Source organism: Parasphingorhabdus pacifica (assembly GCF_054779195.1).
Genome location: NZ_BAAGYS010000021.1, coordinates 1 through 19,792, shown reverse-complemented (window position 1 = coordinate 19,792; position 19,792 = coordinate 1). Strand labels below are relative to the sequence as shown.

Annotated in this window: 18 protein-coding genes and 1 pseudogene; 2 read left to right on the top strand and 17 right to left on the bottom strand. The window is 67.0% G+C overall.

The genetic code is table 11. The features are described from left to right. Positions 1 to 106 precede the first annotated feature (106 nt). Entirely contained in the window at positions 107 to 1,333 is a 1,227-nt protein-coding gene (locus ACYVAN_RS23340; RefSeq protein WP_460963137.1) for a cation:proton antiporter, read from the top strand. A gap of 81 nt (positions 1,334 to 1,414) precedes the next feature. Here ACYVAN_RS23340 and ACYVAN_RS23335 read toward each other — a convergent pair whose 3' ends face one another. The 6 genes from ACYVAN_RS23335 to ACYVAN_RS23310 form a co-directional block, all read right to left on the bottom strand. Beyond that, complete coding sequence (locus ACYVAN_RS23335) at positions 1,415 to 2,185, bottom strand: pseudouridine synthase (RefSeq protein WP_460963135.1); 771 nt, start codon at positions 2,183 to 2,185, stop codon at positions 1,415 to 1,417. Continuing rightward, entirely contained in the window at positions 2,175 to 3,011 is an 837-nt protein-coding gene (gene scpB / locus ACYVAN_RS23330) for an SMC-Scp complex subunit ScpB (protein ID WP_460963133.1), read from the bottom strand. Before scpB ends, ACYVAN_RS23335 begins: the two co-directional genes overlap by 11 nt. Then, positions 3,008 to 3,862 carry a segregation and condensation protein A gene (locus ACYVAN_RS23325; protein WP_460963131.1) on the bottom strand — a complete coding sequence of 285 codons (855 nt, stop codon included), beginning with the start codon at positions 3,860 to 3,862 and terminating at the stop codon, positions 3,008 to 3,010. Before ACYVAN_RS23325 ends, scpB begins: the two co-directional genes overlap by 4 nt. After that, a complete protein-coding gene (locus ACYVAN_RS23320) occupies positions 3,859 to 4,233 on the bottom strand; it encodes a hypothetical protein (protein ID WP_460963129.1) in 375 nt (124 codons plus the stop codon). The genes ACYVAN_RS23325 and ACYVAN_RS23320 overlap by 4 nt, the downstream gene beginning before the upstream one ends. Before the next feature lie 28 nt (positions 4,234 to 4,261). Further along, positions 4,262 to 5,212 carry a ParA family protein gene (locus ACYVAN_RS23315; protein ID WP_460963127.1) on the bottom strand — a complete coding sequence of 317 codons (951 nt, stop codon included), beginning with the start codon at positions 5,210 to 5,212 and terminating at the stop codon, positions 4,262 to 4,264. 245 nt (positions 5,213 to 5,457) lie between these two features. After that, on the bottom strand, positions 5,458 to 6,423 hold the full coding sequence (locus ACYVAN_RS23310) for a site-specific tyrosine recombinase XerD (RefSeq protein WP_460963125.1): 966 nt from the start codon (positions 6,421 to 6,423) through the stop codon (positions 5,458 to 5,460). Between the two features lie 109 nt (positions 6,424 to 6,532). Here ACYVAN_RS23310 and ACYVAN_RS23305 point away from each other — a divergent pair, with 109 nt between their 5' ends. Further along, positions 6,533 to 7,102, top strand: a complete 570-nt coding sequence (locus ACYVAN_RS23305) for a DUF1707 domain-containing protein (RefSeq protein ID WP_460963123.1) — start codon at positions 6,533 to 6,535, stop codon at positions 7,100 to 7,102. Between the two features lie 40 nt (positions 7,103 to 7,142). Here ACYVAN_RS23305 and ACYVAN_RS23300 read toward each other — a convergent pair whose 3' ends face one another. The 11 genes and pseudogenes from ACYVAN_RS23300 to ACYVAN_RS23250 form a co-directional block, all read right to left on the bottom strand. Further along, complete coding sequence (locus ACYVAN_RS23300; RefSeq protein WP_460963121.1) at positions 7,143 to 7,817, bottom strand: NUDIX domain-containing protein; 675 nt, start codon at positions 7,815 to 7,817, stop codon at positions 7,143 to 7,145. Positions 7,818 to 7,967: 150 nt separating this feature from the next. After that, positions 7,968 to 9,602: pseudogene (locus ACYVAN_RS23295) on the bottom strand (CTP synthase); the annotation flags it as partial. Between the two features lie 259 nt (positions 9,603 to 9,861). Beyond that, positions 9,862 to 10,947 (bottom strand): helix-turn-helix domain-containing protein, encoded by a 1,086-nt coding sequence (locus ACYVAN_RS23290; protein ID WP_460963119.1) that lies wholly within the window; start codon positions 10,945 to 10,947, stop codon positions 9,862 to 9,864. A gap of 375 nt (positions 10,948 to 11,322) precedes the next feature. Beyond that, on the bottom strand, positions 11,323 to 12,261 hold the full coding sequence (locus ACYVAN_RS23285) for a copper transporter (RefSeq protein ID WP_460963117.1): 939 nt from the start codon (positions 12,259 to 12,261) through the stop codon (positions 11,323 to 11,325). Next, the gene (gene steA / locus ACYVAN_RS23280; protein ID WP_460963115.1) at positions 12,258 to 13,439 is read right to left on the bottom strand and encodes a putative cytokinetic ring protein SteA; all 1,182 of its coding nucleotides are present in this window, start codon (positions 13,437 to 13,439) and stop codon (positions 12,258 to 12,260) included. Before steA ends, ACYVAN_RS23285 begins: the two co-directional genes overlap by 4 nt. Before the next feature lie 121 nt (positions 13,440 to 13,560). Then, positions 13,561 to 15,438 (bottom strand): DNA repair protein RecN, encoded by a 1,878-nt coding sequence (recN, locus tag ACYVAN_RS23275; protein WP_460963113.1) that lies wholly within the window; start codon positions 15,436 to 15,438, stop codon positions 13,561 to 13,563. A 208-nt stretch (positions 15,439 to 15,646) separates the two neighbouring features. Continuing rightward, the gene (locus ACYVAN_RS23270; RefSeq protein WP_460963111.1) at positions 15,647 to 16,540 is read right to left on the bottom strand and encodes an NAD kinase; all 894 of its coding nucleotides are present in this window, start codon (positions 16,538 to 16,540) and stop codon (positions 15,647 to 15,649) included. Next, positions 16,537 to 17,424 carry a TlyA family RNA methyltransferase gene (locus ACYVAN_RS23265; protein WP_460963109.1) on the bottom strand — a complete coding sequence of 296 codons (888 nt, stop codon included), beginning with the start codon at positions 17,422 to 17,424 and terminating at the stop codon, positions 16,537 to 16,539. Before ACYVAN_RS23265 ends, ACYVAN_RS23270 begins: the two co-directional genes overlap by 4 nt. A gap of 3 nt (positions 17,425 to 17,427) precedes the next feature. Continuing rightward, on the bottom strand, positions 17,428 to 17,676 hold the full coding sequence (locus ACYVAN_RS23260; protein WP_460963107.1) for a hypothetical protein: 249 nt from the start codon (positions 17,674 to 17,676) through the stop codon (positions 17,428 to 17,430). Between the two features lie 101 nt (positions 17,677 to 17,777). Beyond that, positions 17,778 to 18,788 (bottom strand): HAD-IIA family hydrolase, encoded by a 1,011-nt coding sequence (locus ACYVAN_RS23255; protein ID WP_460963105.1) that lies wholly within the window; start codon positions 18,786 to 18,788, stop codon positions 17,778 to 17,780. Next, positions 18,785 to 19,792: hypothetical protein (locus tag ACYVAN_RS23250; protein WP_460963103.1), on the bottom strand; the 1,008-nt coding region annotated here is incomplete at its 5' end. The genes ACYVAN_RS23250 and ACYVAN_RS23255, both read right to left, overlap by 4 nt.

The following is a 19,792-nucleotide window of genomic DNA, read 5'->3' as shown; positions in this document are numbered from 1 at the left end:
CCGTCGTCCGGGCTATTCCGACGGCGCTGGAAGCCGGACCATTCGGGTGGCGGACCCGCCGCGGATCACAACTCAAGATGCGACCGACCGGGCGAGAGGACACACGGTGCAAGAAGACACGGCGATCTCCCTCATCGAGCTGGGAGCGGTGTTCTTCGGTCTCGGCATCCTCGGGCGACTCGCGTGGAGAATCGGGATTTCCCCGATCCCGCTCTACCTCCTAGGGGGACTCGCCTTCGGTTCCGGCGGCCTCATCCCGCTGCACGGCATCGAACCGTTCACCCACCTCGCCTCCGAGATCGGCGTCGTACTCCTACTCCTGTTGCTGGGGCTGGAGTACTCGGCGGGTGAGCTCGTCACCGGTCTGCGCAAGTCGTGGCTGGCCGGCCTGGTGGACATCGTGTTGAACGCCGCCCCCGGCGTCGCGGTGGCGTTGCTTCTCGGTTGGGGGCCGGTCGGTGCCCTGACCATGGCCGGAGTGACCTACATCTCCTCGTCCGGCATCATCGCCAAAGTGCTCGGCGACCTCGGCAGGCTGGGCAACCGGGAAACACCCGTCATCCTGTCGATCCTGGTGTTCGAGGACCTCGCGATGGCGGTTTACCTGCCGATCCTGACCGCGTTGCTGGCCGGAGTCAGCTTCCTCGGCGGACTCACGGCCGTGGGCATCTCGCTCGTGGTCATCACTCTCGTGCTGATCATCGCCCTCAAATTCGGCCGCTACGTCTCCGCCCTCGTCCACAGCCCAGACCCGGAAGTGTTCCTGCTTCGCCTCTTCGGCGCCGCGCTGCTGGTCGCGGGAATCGCCTCCGAACTACAGGTCTCGGCCGCGGTCGGCGCGTTCCTGCTCGGCATCGCGATCTCCGGGTCCACCGCGGTCAACGCCACCCGCATGCTCGAACCACTGCGCGACCTGTTCGCCGCGGTGTTCTTCGTGGTTTTCGGCCTCAACACCGACCCGGCCGAGATCCCACCAGTGCTGTTCTTCGCATTCCTGCTGGCCATCGTCACCAGCGGAACGAAGATCTGCACGGGTTGGTTCGCCGCGAAGACGCAGGGCATCGGCAAGATGGGACGCGCCCGTGCCGGTGCCGCGCTCGTGGCCCGCGGCGAGTTCTCCATCGTCATCGCCGGGCTGGCGGTCTCCTCCGGTGCGGTATCCGGCGAGCTGGCGGCCCTGGCCACCACCTACGTGTTGTTGATGGCGATCCTGGGCCCGGTCGCGGCGCGCATGGTCGAACCGGCCGCCCAGCTTTTCACGGGCGCACGCGCTGCGCGGGTTCGCGACTCGGACACCGTGCCAGCCCGCCGAGATGCTTTCACTCAGCACTGAAGTTATAGGTCTTGGCAACTCGAAAGTGCCGGCCCGAAAAGTCGCCGCGCAGATCGTCCGACCGAGCGGTGAACGCGCCGCTTACAGCCCCACGGCCTGGTACAGGCTCGCCACTTCCTTGCGGTCGAGCGGGCGGATGGCTCCGGGACGCTCATTGGTGAGCCGCACGTTGCCCACCGAAGTGCGTACGAGCCGCTGCACCGGATGCCCGACGTGGTCCAGCAGCCGGCGCACGATGCGCTTGCGCCCCTCGTGAACCACCAGCTCGACGAGGGCACGTCCCTCACCTGCGTCCAGCAACCGGAACTTGTCCACCTTGATCACACCGTCGTCGAGCTCGACGCCCTCCCGCAGCTGGCGACCCAGGTCCTTCGGAACAGGACCGGGAACCTCGGCGAGGTAAGTTTTGAGCACCCGGTACGAAGGGTGCATCAGACGATGCGCCAGATCGCCGTCATTGGTGATCAACAGCAGTCCTTCGGTGTCCACGTCCAACCTGCCGACGTGGTACAGCCGCCCCTGCCGCTCCCTCAGGTAGTCACCGATGCACGGCCGCCCCTGATCATCGGACATCGAGCACACGATGCCGGTCGGCTTGTTCAACAGAAGGTGGGTCATGTTGTCGTTGACCACCACTCGGTTGCCGTCGACGCGGATGGTCACCGTGGACGTGTCGACCCGCCGCCCCAACTCGACCACCAGCTCACCATCGACCTCCACCCGGCCCTCGGTGATCATCTTCTCGGCGGCGCGTCGCGAAGCCACACCCGCACGCGAGAGCACCTTCTGCAACCGCTCCCCTTCGGAAGCGGCGTCGTGCGGGTTCGCTGGGTCACGGTGTTCAGACGTCATCAATTGCATCCACTTCGGGCAACAAGGGGGCGAGCGGGGGCAGGTCCTTCAGCGACGACAGCCCGAGCCGTTCCAAGAACAGTTCGGTCGTGCAGTAGAAGATGCCGCCCGTCTCCGGATCGGTCCCGGCCTCTTCGATCAGACCTCGACCCACAAGGGTACGGATGACGCCGTCCACGTTCACACCGCGTACCGCCGACACCCGAGAACGCGTCACCGGTTGCCGATAGGCGATCACCGCCAACGTCTCCAACGCCGCGCGAGTCAGCTTGGAACGCTGCCCGTCCAACAGGTAGCGCTCCACATAAGCCGCATACGTGTCGCGGGTGTAGAACCGCCAACCATCACCCACCTTACGGAGATCCATTCCCCGCTCCGCCGCCGCATAGCCGTCGGAAAGACGTCGCAACGCCTCACGAATCCGGGCAACCGGCTGTTCCAGCGTGCTCGCGAGCAGCTCCTCGCCCGCAGGCACGTCGACCACCAGCAGCAGCGCCTCCAGCGCCGCGTCCAAAGTCGCGTCGGTACTCAGGTCCGGAGCCTGCTGCGTCTCACCAGCCACCGCTCCCCCAGGACCGGACTCGTCCGCCCCAGCGTCAGCGTCCGTCTGCGGAACCTGCTCAGCATCGGCGGAACTGTCCGCGTCGGCCGCCGGGTCCACCGAAACCTCGTCGACCTCGGCCGGGACATCTCCGTACCCGACGACCGCACCGGTCCCGGCGGACATCTCCTCCCGCTTCCGGTGCGGCTCGGCGGCCACACCCGTACCGGAGCCGCTGTCCTGCTCGTCAGCTCCGGTCATACCGGGCTCGACTGGTTCGCTCACCCGTACTCCTCTTCTTCCCGCTCGGCCCGTGCGGCCTCGGCATCAGCCCGCGCCTGCACAACGCTCCCACCGACCCAGGTGACCACCAGCTCCCCGAGCGGCTCGTCCTGGTCGAACTGCAGCACGGACTCGCGGAACAGGTCGAGCAGCGCCAGAAACCGAGCCACGATCTCGACCGTGTGCCCACAATCGGAAACCAGCTCGGCGAAAGTCGCCTGCCCTCGTTCCGCGATCCGCACTCGAAGCAAGGCGGCGTGCTCCCGCACCGAAACCTGGTGCTGGTGGAGGTGCTCCAACGAGACGGTCTCCGCCGGTTTCGGCCGAAAGACGGACGCGGCGACCTCCGCGAAGCGCTCGGGCCCCACCCCGATCACCACCTCGGGCAGCAAGCCCTCGAACCGCTCCTCCAGCGAGACCGAACGCGGATAGCGACGCAGCGCACCTGCCTCCAACTCGCTGAACAACGCAGCGACCTGCTTGTACGCCCGGTACTGCAGCAGGCGGGCGAACAGCAGATCGCGAGCCTCCAGCAAAGCGAGGTCTTCCTCGTCCTCCACCTCCGCGGCAGGCAGCAACCGCGCCGCCTTGAGGTCGAGCAGCGTGGCGGCCACCACCAGAAACTCCGTGGTCTCGTCGAGATCCGATCGCTCACCCAACGCCTTGGTATAAGCGATGAACTCGTCGGTGACCCGATGCAAGGCCACCTCGGTCACATCGAGCTGATGTTGTGAGATCAGTTGCAGCAGCAGGTCGAACGGGCCTTCGAAGTTCTCCAGCCGCACCGTGAAACGCCCGGTGGACGTGTTCGCATCAGTCGGCTCGGGAACCTCGACGCCCCCGGACTCGGTCACTCGCCGGTCTCCTCCCGGAGTCGTCGCACCAGCACCGAATCCTCTCCACGTTCCCCTAGATCAGCCAACACGACCGCTACCGCCTCGCGAACGACACGACCGCGATCGACGGCGATGCCGTGATCGGCGCGCAACGCCAATCGCGCCTGTTCGAGACCCAGCAGCTCCTCGTCGGACACGTACACCGTGATCTTCGCATCGTGCTTGCGGCGTCCGCTGTCGACCCGCCCGGCCTTCTCCGCCGGCCCGGTGCGGGTGGAACCGGTATCCGCTGGAACGACACCACCAGAAACACCCACACGGCCCGGCTGACCGGGCGAGGTCGTCCGGAACAACTCCGCCGCACCCGGCAGCGAAGACCGGCGCGTCACCCCACCGCCCCCGCGATCGCTCCGCCGGTCATCGATCGATCACCTCGCGAGCGAGCGCGCGGTACGCGTTGGCTCCGGCCGAACGCGGTGCCCACCGCGTGATCGGTTCTCCGGCCACGGTCGTTTCCGGGAACCGCACTGTGCGGTTGATGACACTGTCGAAGACCACATCGCCGAATGCTTCCACGACCCTCGCCATGACCTCGCGCGAGTGCAGCGTACGAGGGTCGAACATCGTCGCGAGGATACCGCTGATCTCCAATTTGGGGTTCAGCCGTTCACGGACCTTCTCGATGGTGTCGATGAGCAACGCCACCCCGCGCAAGCTGAAGAACTCGCACTCCAGCGGGATCACCACCCCGTCGGAAGCCGCCAGCGCGTTCACCGTCAACAGTCCCAACGACGGTTGGCAGTCGACCAGGATGTAGTCGTACTCCTTCATCACCGGGTGGATCACTCGACCCAACGCCTGCTCCCGGCCGACCTCGGCGACCAATTGCACCTCGGCCGCCGACAGATCGATGTTGCTCGGCAGCAGGTCCATGCCCTCGACGGTGGTCTGCATGACCACGTCCTGAACACCGACCGCCCGCTCCATGATGACGTTGTAGATCGTGTGGTCGAGCTGGTGCGGGTGCACGCCCAAACCCACCGAGAGCGCTCCCTGCGGATCGAAATCGACCAACAACACCCGGCGACCGTATTCCGCCAGCGCGGCACCGAGATTGATCGTCGAAGTCGTCTTCCCGACACCGCCCTTCTGGTTGCACATCGCCAGAACCGATGCAGGCCCGTGCTTGTCCAACAGAGGAGGTTCTGCGATTCGCCGAAGCGGCCTGCCCGTCGGCCCCACTCCCGGTGAGAGCTCATCCTGCGACGCGCCGGATCCACCGGTAGCCCCATCGCTCTTGTCCGGGGCGATGCTCAGGTCGACAGCGCCCCGGGACCGCCGGTCGGCGGAGGGCTGCGGTGTCGACATCGCGATCTGACTCCTTGTCTGCCTGTACTGCTCAACTCAGCCTATGCGGCATTCGCTACCAGCGGCAACGCGCCTCGCCGGTGCGCCGGAAATGCCAACGTTACCGCCACGAACCCGATTCGCGACCCATTCCGGCAGTGTGTCGCGCGGGACCGGAACCACATTTTTCGTTCGGCTCCGCTGCGGACCTCTGGAAATCACTCGCGGTTCGACGCCGATCACACATCTCCCCCGGTTTGTCGCCATCACGACTGGTCGCCGGCCGCGGCGGGCTGATGCGCACGCGGGTGTGCGGTCGCGAAGACCTCGCGGAGCGTGTTCACCGTGACCATCGTGTAAACCTGGGTCGTCGTCACAGACGCGTGCCCCAGCAACTCCTGCACCACGCGGACATCCGCACCGCCCTCGAGGAGGTGTGTCGCGAAGGAATGGCGGAGCACGTGCGGAGAAACCCCGCTGGTGACCCCAGCCCGGTCCGCCGCCGCCTTCAACGCGTTCCACGCGCTCTGCCTGGACAACCGAGTACCGCGGGAATTCAGAAAGATCGCCGCATCACCCCGCCCCCGCGCGGCCAGCACCGGGCGCGCACGCACCAGGTAGGCGTCCAAAGCCGTCAGGGCAGGCCTGCCGACCGGCACCACCCGCTGACGCCCGCCCTTGCCGTCGAGCAACACCGTTCGCTCCTCGGTATCCACGTCGTCGACATCGGTTCCGACCGCCTCGGAGATGCGCGCACCCGAGGAGTACAGCAGTTCCAGCAGCGCACGATCGCGCAATCCGCGAATGTCCGACCCACCGGTGTTATCGAGCAACCGAAGCACGTCCTCCACCGGCAGCGCCTTGGGCAAGCGCTTGGGCGGGCTGGGAGGTGAGACCTCACGGGAGACATCCGCTTCCAACAGCCCCTCCGAATGCGCGAACCGGTGCAATCCGCGAGCAGCCACCAGCGCACGCGCCGCCGAGGACGGCGCCAAAGGCTGCCGCTCTCCCGCACCCTCCCGCAGCAGCGCGAGGAAACCCGCGAGATGTTCGGCACGCACCTCGCCCAGCGACGACACGTCCCATTCCATCAGGTGGTCGGCGTAGCGCCGCAGATCGCGGGCGTACGAATCCAGGGTGCTGCGAGCGGTCCCCCGTTCCACCGCGAGGTGGTCGAGATAGCTCGTGATCACGGCCCGAACACCAGCAGGCACATCCTCGAAGGCTTTCATCGTGGACTCCTCCAACCGGGTGCGGGGGTGTCAGCAGCATAGAGGGAGCCACCACCCAATCAGCCGTGATCGTCCCCAACAGCGGGCAGGTGATCGCTATTGTTGTGCGGTGACCCAATCCGGCAATCCTCATGAACCACGCATCGGAGACGAGGAACGCGAAGAAGCCGTTCGCGCTCTCGGGGAGCACTACACGCGGGGACGAATCGACATTCACGAGTTCGACGAACGCGTGACCGCGGCCACCGAGGCGCGCACCGCGGGGCAGTTGCACTCGTTGTTCGCGGATCTACCGGGCCCACACCCCTTTGTCGGTATGCCACCGCCGCACACCACGCACCCTCCGCACCCCGCGCACTTTTCGCACCCCGCGCAGGCGCCATACCCCGCACAGGCGTACGGGACGCCACCGATGCACCCGGGAACGGGGAATTATCCGCCACTCTCGCCCAAATCGAAAACGACGGCCGGACTGCTACAGATCTTCCTACCGTTCGGGATCGGGCGCTTCTACACCGGGCACACCGGCATCGCAGCCGGTCAGCTGATCGCCTTCACATCGGGGCTGGTGCTGTGCGGCGTCGGCGCGATCCCCGCGGTGATCTGGTGCATAGTCGACGGAATCAGCCTGTTGAACAGTGAAAACACCGACTCCGAAGGACGGCAGCTGGGATCCTGAAACCGCTGAGGGCGCCCGGTCGACCGCCCCCCCCCGCGGTTCAACTGCCGCCCCGCGCGGCAAACCGATACGGGCGGTCCCGCCACGGGGCCTCAGGTGGCCGCTGCTGCACTCGACTTCGACGAAGCGCGTGCGCCGCGAGAATCCCCGACACGGCAGGCGCGTTGACGATTTCCCCCGCCAAGACCATGTCGACCGCATCCGCGAGGTCCACGCGACGGACCACGAGGTCCGCCTCCTCGTTCCCGGTCGGAGGCAGCCGATCGACCTCGGTCAACGTGCGCGCCAGGAACACCCGCTCGACCTGGTCAGTGAAACCCGGGGACGAGGCGAGATCAACCAACACCGACCACTCGTCCGCCGCAAGTCCGACCTCTTCGGCAAGTTCACGCTGGGCCGTGCGCACCGGTTCCTCGCCGACGACGTCGAGCAGGCCCGCGGGCAGTTCCCAAAGCCTCCGGTCAAGCGGATACCGGTACTGGTGGATCAACACCACCCGGTCGGCCTCGTCAAGGGCCACCACCGCCACCGCACCCATGTGCTCGACGACCTCGCGCCGCGCACTACGACCACCGGGCATCGCAACGTGGTCCGCGCGCAGCGCGAGGATCTTGCCGACGTAGACGTCCTCACTGGCCACCGCGGTGAACCGGTGCTCACCGTCGGTCCTGGCAACCTCGTCCCCGGTCGAAACCGGGTTCTCCTCCGTGCTCACCCGGCCAGCTTCGCACGCCCCGTGAGGTCAAGCGTCCGCTGTCTCGGCTTCGGGGTCCGAGCTCTCCGCACCGGCGCTCTCCGGTCCCGAATCCTCGGAGCCGTCCCCCGAGGGCAGCTCGGACGAGCCCCCGTCTCCGGTACGGCAGTCCAGCGCCGCGCGCACGAAGGCCGCGAACAGCGGATGTGGACGCGTCGGCCGGCTCTTGAGCTCCGGGTGGGCCTGGGTACCGACGAAGAACGGGTGTTCTTCCCTGTCCAGCTCCACGAACTCGACAAGTCGCCCATCCGGCGACGTACCGGAGAACACCATCCCCGCCTTGGACAAACGGTCCCGGTAGGAATTGTTGACCTCGAAGCGGTGCCGGTGCCGTTCGGCCACCTCGGTCGTCCCATACGCCTCGGCCACGATCGAGCCCGATTCCAGCTTCGCCGGATACGACCCCAGGCGCATCGTTCCGCCCATGTCACGCTCACCTGCGACCACGTCGTGCTGGTCGGCCATCGTGCTGATGACCGGGTGCCGAGAGTCGTCCTCGAACTCGGTGGAGTTCGCTCCCGCCAACCCGACCTGATCACGAGCGGTAGCGATCACCATGCACTGCAATCCCAGGCACAGCCCGAGGGCCGGAATCCGGTGCGAACGGGCATAGCGCAGCGCGCCCAGCTTGCCCTCGATGCCACGAACCCCGAATCCACCGGGAACCAGAACGCCGTCCACGCCCGCGAGCGCCTCGGCCGCACCGGCCTCCGTTTCGCAGACATCGGAGGGGACCCACACGATCTCCACCTTCGCCCGGTGCGCGAACCCGCCGGCCCGCATCGCCTCGGTGACGGACAAGTAGGCGTCGGGAAGGTCGACGTACTTGCCCACCAACGCGATGCGCGCCTTCTCGGTCGGCTTGTGCACCCGGTCGAGCAGATCGCCCCACACCGTCCAGTCCACATCCCGGAACGGCAATCCGAGCCGGCGCACGAGGTAGGCATCCAGTCCTTCGGCGTGCAGCACACGCGGGATGTCATAGATCGACGGTGCGTCCGGGCAGGCGACCACCCCGTCGGAATCGACGTCGGACATCAACGCGATCTTGCGCTTGAGGTCCTCCGGCAGCTCGCGGTCCGCCCGGCACACCAGCGCGTCCGGCTGTATACCGATGTTGCGCAGCGCGGCGACCGAGTGCTGGCTCGGTTTCGTCTTGAGCTCGCCCGAAGGCGCCAGGTAGGGCACGAGCGAGACGTGCAGGAAGAAGCAGTTGTCCCGCCCGACGTCGTGACGAACCTGCCTGCAGGCCTCCAGGAACGGCAACGACTCGATGTCGCCGACCGTGCCACCCACTTCGGTGATGACGACATCCGGCGTCCGACCGTCGTCGTCGGGTTCGGCCATCGCCCGGACGCGGGCCTTGATCTGGTCCGTGATGTGAGGAATGACTTGGACCGTGTCGCCGAGGTACTCACCACGGCGTTCCTTCGCTATCACCGACGAGTAGACCTGGCCGGTGGTGACGTTGGCGTTCCTGGTGAGGTTCCGATCCAGGAAACGCTCGTAGTGCCCGATGTCGAGGTCGGTTTCGGCACCGTCCTCGGTGACGAACACCTCACCGTGCTGGAACGGGTTCATCGTCCCAGGGTCAACGTTGAGGTAGGGGTCGAGCTTCTGCATGGTTACCCGCAGTCCGCGGGAGGTCAGCAGCTCGCCCAGGCTGGAGGCGGTGAGCCCCTTACCCAATGAGGAGGCCACGCCCCCAGTAACGAACACGTGCTTGATCGTGCGTGCTTGCGGCACCAAGAAGGCTCCCCGTGGTCAAAGCCGTCGCCGGGCTAGGTATTTGCGCTGGCAGGACGGCTGCATCCGTCGCTCCCACGGGATTCCAGCCTAACGCACCACCAATCAGGGGCGCACCACGGCCCGACCGGTCGCGATGGATGCCCTTCGCACCGTTGAACGATCAGCCCGCTCCGTCGGGGACCGCTGCTCCGGAACTCCCTCTGCACAGCCCCCGGGATACGCCGATGTCGACCGAGCGTTTCGCCCCGGCGCGTGATCAGCAACGTGTCCTGGGCGATGTCGGACCGCCCAGTTCGATCTCGCGCCGGACCTCCCGGACGAACTCCACCGAAGCGTCTGGATCCAACGCACACGAGCGGAGGTCCGCCAACTCCGCACGGAAGGAATCCACCTCCACCGAGTCCTCAACGTGCGCACAGGTGCCTTCGCCGGGGACGAACACGACCGCTGGATGCGGGTCGTACCAAAACTCCAGGAGCGAGAACGGGCAATCCGCAGGCAACGCACCCGCCGAGAACGGGATCACCCGCAGCGCGATATCGCCTCCGGCCGCCGATGCGGTCAACCACTCGAACTGGTCGAGCATGACTTGCCGACTACCGACCGCCCTGCGCAAAGCCGACTCCGAGATCAGCACATCGATATTCGGCTTACCGCGCCGGAGTACGTTCCGTTGCCGTTGCACGAGCACCTCGATGGCGCGTTCCAGCCGATCCGCTTCGCCGTCTCCACCTCCGTGAGCCCGCAGCACCGCCTCGGCGTACGGCACGGTCCGCAGCAGCTCCGGCACGCTCTCAGCGGCGAAAGCGGTGAGAGCGTCCGCATCGGCTTCCAGACCGACGTAGGTCCGCTGTTCCGGCCCCAGCACGTCTCCGTAGGCCTCCCACCACCCCTTCGTGCGTGCCGTGCGGGCGAGCTCCACCAATCGATCGCGTTGCCCGGAGGAGGCGTGGCACACCTCGGCGAGCGCGATCACCGCATCGATGCCGACGCCCTGCTTCGCACCTTCGATCTTGCTGACTTTCCCCTGTTGCCATCCGAGGCGGTTCGCGATGTCGACGTGCGTCAGGCCGGCCGCCCGGCGGAGGTGCTTCAGTTCCGCGGCGAGGACCCGTCGACGAACGGTCGGACTCGCGGCGGCGCTGCCCCTGCCGCCCAGGGCCTCAGCGGAACTCTCGGCGAGCGAAGACGCCGTCCCACCATCCCCAGGACCGTCGCGTCCTCCGGGTGACCGGTCCGATGATTCGTCCGGTCGCGTGCCCGGGTGGTCCTGTGCCTGCTGGTCCCGTGCCTGCTGATCCTCTGGCCTGGACTGTGGCACCTGCGGTGAACCCGATGTCATAGGGCCAGCTTGCGACGCACCAACGGCATCGTTAAGGAATATCACCTGGTCGAATTATGGCAAATCGAATAATTCGACGCCATCATGGAGTCACGGCTCGCCGAACCCGATCGGCGAGCCTGACCCCGAATCAGAATCCCGAATCAGAACCCGAAACAGACCCGAGCCAGGCCCTCCGAGCCAACCCCTCCGAGCCCGACCGCCGAACCCGAACCGACCCACAAACCCGACCCGGCGCATCTCCCCTCCCCGATGCACGCTGGGTCACATGGCCGGGCGGCACCTCCCCGACGGTGTCGCCCGGCACGACCAACGGCCCAATTCCGAACCACCGACTCCGGGGCCCCTCGGCGCGCAGCAGCGGAACCGAATGGTTCAGTCTCGCGCCCCCGGAACCACGCCCTGCGCGTTTTCGGCGAGTCCGTAGTGGCCGGACCGGCGCTCCCATTCCGCGGCCAAGGCGAGCACGACCGCGACCCGCCCGAAGGCAGCGTCCGTGTTGTCAACTGTAGACAAACCTGCTTCGGAAGCCGGATCGGTCCTTGCCACACCGACGGCCCCGTTGCCGGCTGCCGAGCCCGTCCGACCGGCCAGGACGGCGCCCGAACCGGAGTTGTCCAACTCAGCGGCCAACCGCGCCAGGGTCGACGCTGTGGTCCCCGCGTCGTTGCCTTCCACCCGGCCACCCGTGAGTACGACCGCGAGTTCAGCAGGCTCGCCATCCGAGGTGAAGCGCACAAACCCACCATCCGTCATGCCTGCCACGACGGAGACTCTTTCCCGCTCCGACACCTGCGGCTCTCCGGTCTGCGGGTCGAGCAGCGTCAACGGCCCGAGCAAGCCGCCCAGCAACGTCCCCGGATTGGCGGTGTCGGGCAATTGCACACCCGCGGGCAGCAGCCCGACGATCATCCTGCGCAACTGATCGGCTTCACCGGGATCGGTGATGCGATCGGTCATCCGCACCTCGCCCGCAACGGTGGCTCCCGCCTGTTCCAATTTCTGCCGCATCGCCTTGCGCTCGTGCTCGGATACCGCCGACGAGCTGACCAGCGAAATCCGGCGGTTGTCGAGTTTGCCGCGAACGGCCATCGAACCGACGGCGCGCCCGAAGCGGTCAGCTCCGGCGAGTTCTGCCCGCAAGTCCTCGTTCTCCTGGCGGAATTCGGTCGCCTGCTGCTTCAGCGCTGTACGTTCATCGCTGACGACGGACAACAGCCGTTCGCTGAGCGACGTGGACCCCAGCACGACTCCGACCGCGAGGGCGAGGAAGAACGTGGTGACCGAGACGAGGTGGTAGCGAAACGGAATCACAAGAACCCCTTGAAGTATGAGAGAAGGCGGTCACCCGAATCTGCGATCACGTCGAGGTATGCGAAACCGAAGCCCGACGTCGCGAAGGCGACGAACACCACGAGCAGCACCGCGAACAGCAGCCAGAAGACCACACCTGCCGAAACTCGGTTGCGTTGTAGGTTGGTGACCGCACCGCCGTCCACCAACTTGCCGCCCAGCTTCAAGCGGGTGAGGAAAGTGGACGGGTTCGAGCCCATCCGCCCACGGTCCAGAAACTCGTGCAACGTGGCCTGAAAGCCGACCGTCACGACCAGACTCGCCCCGTGCGCGTCCGCGAGCAGCAGCGCCAGGTCTTCGGAATTGCCCGAGGCGGGGAAGGTCACCGCGCCGATACCGAGGTCCTGGATGCGTTCCAAGCCGGGAGCGTGACCATCGGTATGTGCGGGGACCACGACTTCGGCACCGCACTTCAACGTCGCGGTCTCGATCCCCTCCGGATCGCCCACGACGACATCCGGCCGGTAACCCGCCGCGCGCAGCGCGTTGGCGCCGCTGTCCACGCCGATCAGCACCGGCCGGAAATCCCGGATGTAGCGCTTGAGGCGTTTGAGGTCATCGGCATGGCCATACCCGGGCACGAGAACCAGCACGTGCCGCCCCTCAAGCGTCACGGTGAGTTCAGGTACACCGATCCCGTCGAGGATGAGCATGCGCTCCCGCCGGAGGAACTCGATCGTGTTGGCGGAGAACGCCTCCAGCTGGGTGGACATCCCGGCCTTCGCTTCGATCAGATGATCGGCGACCGAGTCCGCGTTCTGTTCCTCGCCGCGTGCCACCTCACGTTCACCGAGGTAGACGCAGCCCTCGTGCATGCGCAGCTTGGCCCCATCCTTGACCTCGTGCAGCACGTCGGAACCGACTCCGTCGATGAGCGCGATGCCCGCGGCGAGGAGGACGTCCGGCCCCAGGTTCGGAAACCGTCCCGAAATCGACGGCGCGACGTTGACGACGCCGACCACCTCGGCCGCGACCAGCGCCTCCGCAGTGCGGCGGTCCAGGTCGACCTGGTCGATGACGGCGATGTCGCCGGAACTGACCCGGCGAAGCAGATCACCCGAACGCCGCTCCACCCTGGCGATGCCGGTGACGCCGGGGAGACTTTCCTCCTTGCGGGCAAGCAGACCGCTGAGTTTCATGCGCCGATGGTGACAAACAGATCACCCTTCGCCACTCCGCCACGCCGAACGCGTTCGGCCATTTGCAGCACCGGCGGCCTGCGCGCACGGCCGGAGGTCGAATCCACCGGCCGGTCTTCGCCTACTGCCCTCCCGGCTCCCGGTCGTCGACACCGCCCGTGTCCCGTTTCGCGCCCGCCGTTCTGGCCCCGGCGTTTCGAGCGCCGCCCTTCGTCGCACCACCCTTCGAGGCACGCCCAGCGGCAGAAACATCCGCCTTGTACTTCTCGGCTGTGGCGAGCAGTTCCTCGGCGTGTGCTCGTCCGGTCTCGGTGGATTCCAGCCCGGCCAACATGCGCGCAAGTTCGGCCACCCGACGTTCGTCGGCGACGGTGCGGACGTCGCTACGAGTCAGGCCACCTCCTGCGGACCCCTTGTCGACGACCAGGTGCCGATCCGCATACGCGGCGACCTGCGGCAGGTGCGTCACCACGACCACCTGATGAGTCCGAGCGAGCTTGGCGAGGCGACGACCGATCTCGACCGCCGCACGCCCACCGACACCTGCGTCCACCTCGTCGAACACCAGCGTCGGCACCGTGTCAGCACCGGCGAGTACGACCTCGAGGCCCAACATCACGCGGGAGAGTTCGCCGCCGGAAGCTCCCTTGTGGATCGGCAACGCCGGCGCGCCGGAGTGTGCGACGAGCCGGAGCTCGACCTCGTCGATCCCCTCGGGACCCGCGTGCACCGTACGTTCGTCGACGACGAGCGCGGACGTATCGCTCGGGTCGGTTGTCTTGACCTGCACGCCCACTTCGAGGCGAGCCTGCGACATCGCCAACCCCGCGAGCTCCTCGGTCACCGCGGTCGAAAGCCTGCCTGCCGCCTCCTGCCGCGCCTGGGACAACGTGTGCGCGAGCGTCGCCACTCTGCCCGCCAGCTCGTCCCGCTTCTCGGCCAGCGCCGCCAACGCCTCCTCAGAGGTGTCCATCCCCTCGAGGCGAGTCCTGGCGTCGGCAGCCCACGCCAGGACTCCGTCGATGTCGGCGGCATACTTCTTCGTCAACTGCTTGAGCTCGGCCTGCCTTGCCAACACCTGCTCGAGCCGCCCCGGATCAGCGTCGAGGTGATCCAGGTACGCACCGAGCTCGGCGCCCACATCGGCGAGGACTGCGGCGGCCTCGGCCACCCGCGGTTCGAGATCTCGCAGGGCGGGGTCTTCGGCCGATCCGAGGCGTCGCCGCGCGTCACCGAGCAATCCGAGCGCGCCCGGAGAATCCGGATCACCGTCCGCGGCCCCGCTCATGGCGAATTGCGCGCCGGTAGCGATCTCGCGCAGCTGATCGACATCGGCGAGTCTTCGCGCCTCGTCCACCAGTGCCTTGTCCTCGCCTGGCTCCGGAGCCACCGCGTCGATCTCGGACAGCCCGTACCGGAGGAGGTCAGCCTCGCGTGCGAGCTCTCGCGAACGCTCGGTGCGCTCGGTCAACTCCCGCACCACGTCGGTCCACTCCTGGCGTACCTGCTGATAGTCGACGAGCACGTCGGCAACGGGGGCGCCTGCGAAGCGGTCCAGCACACTCCGCTGCTCACCGGTGCGCAACAACCGGAGTTGATCGTTCTGCCCGTGTACGGCCAGGAGCTGGTCGGCCAGGTCGGAGAGCACGGAGTTCGGCACCGAACGCCCGCTCAGGTGCGCCCGGGAGCGTCCATCGGCGTTCACACTCCGCAGGGCGATCAGACTGCCGTCCTCGTCGGGCTCGGCCCCGGCATCCGCCGCCACGGCCACCGCGGAAGACTCCCTCTTGGTTTCGAATCGACCTTCCACCAGCGCTCGTGGGGTGTCCGCTCGAACCCTCGACGCGTCCGCACGCCCGCCACCCAGCAGGTGGAGCCCCGTGACCACCATGGTCTTGCCTGCGCCGGTCTCGCCGGTAACCACGGTCAAGCCCGGGTGCAAATCGAGCGTGGCGTCATCGATGACTCCCAGGCCCTGGATGCGCATCTCCGCCAACACATCAAGCACCCTAGTCGCACAGTCCCCGCCATGGGGGAGCACCACGGTGAACCCCACATCCGACGATGCCGGGGCGCTGCTCCACGACGACGGGGTCCACTATCCAGACGCCGGCGAAAACCGACCTCAGAACGGTGCGATCACCTGTTCGAATCAACCACGGCGACCCGCACAGAGGTTCGAAAACGTTCCAGTAGCGGTGTCGCTGTCAGTCCCGCACCGGACCACGCCATCCCTGCACCGGCAGTTCGAACTTGCCGACCAGGCGGTCGGTGAACGCGGTGTCGTACAACCGAACCAATCGCAACGGACGGCGTCCGGCAACCACCTCGACACGAGCCCCTCGGGGCAGGTCGAAGTGCCGCTGCCCATCACAGCAGAGCACCGCGTCGTGGCCGTACTGGTCGATCTCGAGAGCGACCAGCGAATCCCGGGAGACCACCAGAGGCTTGGCGAACAGGGCGTGCGCATTGCTCGGTACCACCAGTAGCGCTTGTACCTCCGGCCACACCACCGGCCCGCCCGCCGAGAATGCGTACGCGGTCGAACCGGTGGGCGTGGAACAAAGCACACCGTCACACCCGAAGGCCGATACCGGATGACCGTCCACCTCGACGATCACGTCCAGGATCCGCTCCCGGCTACTCTTCTCCACGCTGGCCTCGTTCAACGCCCAGGTCGTCGCGAGCGTTTCGCCATCGAGGCTGGCCACGACATCGATGGTCATGCGCTCCTCGACGTGGTAACGGCCGTCCACGACCGCGTTCACCGCATCGTCCAGTGCATCCGAGTCGGCACCGGCCAGAAAACCGACCCGCCCGAGGTTCACTCCGAACACCGGAACACCGGTCGGACGTGCCAGCTCCGCCGCCCGCAACAGCGTGCCGTCGCCACCCAGCACGAGCACGAGTTCGGCGCCCTGGGCGGCAAGAGGACCGTTCTCCACGGTCCGGGTGTAGCAGCTCGAACCGAGTTCAGGCGCCTCCTCTTCCAGCACCCGCACCCGTAGCCCCGCACCCAGCAGCTTCTCGGCGACCTTCTCCGCGGTACGCAGGTTGTACTGCCTCCCGCTGTGGACCACCACGAGCACTTCTCGCGTCAAGTGCCACTCTCCTGCTGCGTACCACTCGAGGTTTTCACACCCGACTTGTCAGCACCGTGCTTGTGCGAGTTCTGCGGCCCGTCGTGAACGGCTTGCCGCACGAGCGCTTCCGCTTCGTCGAGTTCCGTGTGCTCCCCCGCCTTCAGCCAGGCGAAGTACTCGACGTTTCCCGAGGGCCCCGGCAGCGGACTGGGCGCCACGCCTCGCAAACCCAATCCGCTGTCGAGCCCGAACTTCACGACCTCCAGCACCGCCTCCGCGCGCAGATCGGCATCGCGAACCACTCCGCCCGAGCCGAGTCGCTGCTTGCCGACCTCGAACTGTGGTTTGACCATGGGGACGAAGTCCGCGTCCGGTTTCGCGCACGCGGCCAGTGCCGGAAGCACGAGCTTGAGCGAGATGAACGACAGATCGGCGACGACGAGATCCACCGGGGCCCCGACCTGGTCCGGAGTCAACGACCGCACGTTGGTGCGATCACAAATGGTCACGCGCTCATCGGTCTGCAGCTTCCACACGAGCTGGCCGTAGCCGACGTCGACCGCCACGACCTCCTCGGCGCCCCGGCGCAACAGCACATCGGTGAACCCGCCGGTCGAGGCTCCCGCGTCCAAGCAACGTCGCCCGTCGACCACGAGCCCTTCCGGTTCGAAAACCTCCAGCGCTCCGAGCAACTTGTGCGCCCCGCGCGAAGCCCATCCGGGATCGTCGACATCCTCGGCCACGATGATCGGCGCATCGATCCCGACCGCGGTGGCGGATTTGCGAGCAACCATTCCCCGTACGGTCACCCGCCCCGCATCGACAAGCTCCGACGCCTGCTCCCGCGACCTGGCGAGTCCGCGTCGGACCAGTTCGGCGTCCAAGCGCGCCCTGCGTGGCACTGGTCAGCCCCCATAGCCGTTCGAAGTGGAACTCAGGTTCTCCGCCGTGGTCAACGCCTCCGTCAAAGCGGTGTGCAGCGTTTCGAACCGCTCGACGTGCTCCGAGACCGGGAGCTGACGTATATCCTCGAGGCCACTCAGCGCGGTACTGATGGCCTGTTCGGCCGACCGCGTTTCGTCCTCGTGGTTCGGCTTGGCGAGCACCGTGGGATTCGGCACGGCACCGTTGCTCTGTTGCCCCGGAGAGGTCATCTCCTCCTGCTCCCTCGATCCCGTCGTCGAAGGATGACGACATGCTCCACGCTATCGGACGCCCAGCGCGGACGCGCAGATGCCGAACGGCGTGGACTCGGTCAGTTCAGATCGAGCTGCCTCAACGCTCGCTTCGAGACGTCGTCTCGGGCGATCAGGTCGGGAAGACCCGAGCCACCAACCGCCCACCACGCCGCACACAACGCACGCAAGGCACCCAATGCTTCTCCCCGGTGGGCGTCTCTTGCCTCGAGGACCAACCGATCCGCACCGACCTCCACGAACCACGACGTCTGTCCCTCGATCGCCGACTCGGTCGCCGGACGGTGCAACGCCGTCAAGTCGGCCGCGACGTATCCGGGTCGGAGTTCGACCGGTGCGGACAGCAAGTCAGCGGGCCCGTTCACACCTGTGAGCACCATCAGGGACGGCATGCCCGCATTGATCGCGCCCGCGATGTCCGTATCGAGCCGGTCCCCCACCATCAGGGGCCTCCTGGCCGCGGCGGAGGTGACCGCCGCGGCCAGGAGGGGGCGCTGGGGTTTGCCCGCGATCGAGGGCTCGCACCCCGTAGCCGCGCGCAACGCGGCCACCATCGCACCGTTTCCCGGGAGCTCCCCACGCTCGGTCGGGAGCGTCACGTCGCCATTGCACGCGACCCACAAGGCGCCCTCCCGGATGGCCAGGCACGCCTCAGCCAGATTGGCCCACCCGGTATCCGTTGAATGTCCCTGGACAACGGCGTCGGGCCGGGCCGAGTTCTCCCGAACCGGAGTGAGCCCCACCTCCGCGAGTTCCGCTTCCAGCGCGGACGAACCCACCACGAGCACGTTGGCCCGCGGGGGCAGTTCGGCCGCGAGCACCGCCGCAGCGGCCTGCGCACTGGTGCTGACCTCCACGGCGTCGGCCGGAAGCCCCAAAACCGTCAGGTGGTCCGCGACGTTCTGCGCCAGTTTCGAAGCGTTGTTGGTGACGTACCGGACACGCACGTCCCGTGCATGGACATCGTCGATCGATTCCTTGGCGCCGGCAACGAGCTCGCCTCCGCGATACACCGTGCCATCCAGATCCAGCAGGACGACATCGTGATCGTCCAGTAAGGGCGTACTCACCGTTCCTCGGACCCTCCGTCCGAAGGATCCGTCGCCTCTACTGGCACCTCTGCCTGCACCTCCGGCTCTGCTTCCTCCGGCTCTGCTTCCTCCGGCAGCGACTCCTCGACTTCGTCGACGAGTTCCTGGGCGACTTCGGGACCACCGAGTCGGACGACGAGTTCGTCGAGACGCTCGGGCGCATCGGTATCGCCCTCGTCGTCAGCATGCGCAGCATGGACGAACCACGTGAACGCCTCCTGCACCCGGTCGGCCGCGAGCAGGTTGTCGGCGTACGCGTAGAAGAGTCGAGCGCTCCAGGGTTGTTGTTGCTTCGGGTCGAGCTCCGGGATCTGCAGCCCGACGACCGATGCCTCGATCTCGCCGCAGTCGCGACGCGCGCCCGCCGCGACGATGCGGAGTTCGACCGCCTCTTGCCCTTCCAACTCGGCGGCCTCGGGACTTCGGCCGATCTCGATCGCCCTCTCGGGACGCCCGAGCGCGCGCTCGCAATCCGCCATGATCGCCAGATGGCCCGCACCACCGGCCATTCGGCGTGCGGCTCGAAGCTCGGACAGCGCTTCACTCCACTCACCAACCGCGTAAGCGGTGAGCCCGTTGGCCTCCCGAACCGAGGCGATCCGCGAAGCTCGTTGCCGCGCGTATCGAGCATGCACGAGTGCTTGTTCCGGGTCGGTGTCCATCAACTTGCCCGCTGCCACGAGGTGCTTGGCTACCTTGTCCGCCAACCCCTTGGGGAGCGAACGCATCTCGCGCCGCACCTCGCCGTCCAATTCGGAAGGCTCGATCTCCTCCGGCAACTCGGGCGCGGGATTCTCGACCTGCGGTTCGGCGCTGTCGGAGCGCTTGTCCTGAGACCGCTCGTTGCTCCGATTCTGGAACCGGTCATCCCGTCGACCACCGGACCTGCCGCCATCTCGCCCGGGGCGCGCGTCCTTGTCCGGCTTCCGGTTCTCAAAGCGCGGCTTATCCCGACGCTCCTCCGGCTTCCGGTTCTCAAAACG

Excerpts from the sequence above, each read along its gene's own strand:
- ACYVAN_RS23335 (WP_460963135.1), bottom strand. The coding sequence starts at position 2,185 with ATGACGTCTGAACACCGTGACCCAGCGAACCCGCACGACGCCGCTTCC.
- ACYVAN_RS23315 (WP_460963127.1), bottom strand. The coding sequence starts at position 5,212 with ATGTCGACACCGCAGCCCTCCGCCGACCGGCGGTCCCGGGGCGCTGTC.
- ACYVAN_RS23310 (WP_460963125.1), bottom strand. The coding sequence starts at position 6,423 with ATGAAAGCCTTCGAGGATGTGCCTGCTGGTGTTCGGGCCGTGATCACG.
- ACYVAN_RS23290 (WP_460963119.1), bottom strand. The coding sequence starts at position 10,947 with ATGACATCGGGTTCACCGCAGGTGCCACAGTCCAGGCCAGAGGATCAG.
- steA (WP_460963115.1), bottom strand. The coding sequence starts at position 13,439 with ATGAAACTCAGCGGTCTGCTTGCCCGCAAGGAGGAAAGTCTCCCCGGC.
- ACYVAN_RS23260 (WP_460963107.1), bottom strand. The coding sequence starts at position 17,676 with ATGACCTCTCCGGGGCAACAGAGCAACGGTGCCGTGCCGAATCCCACG.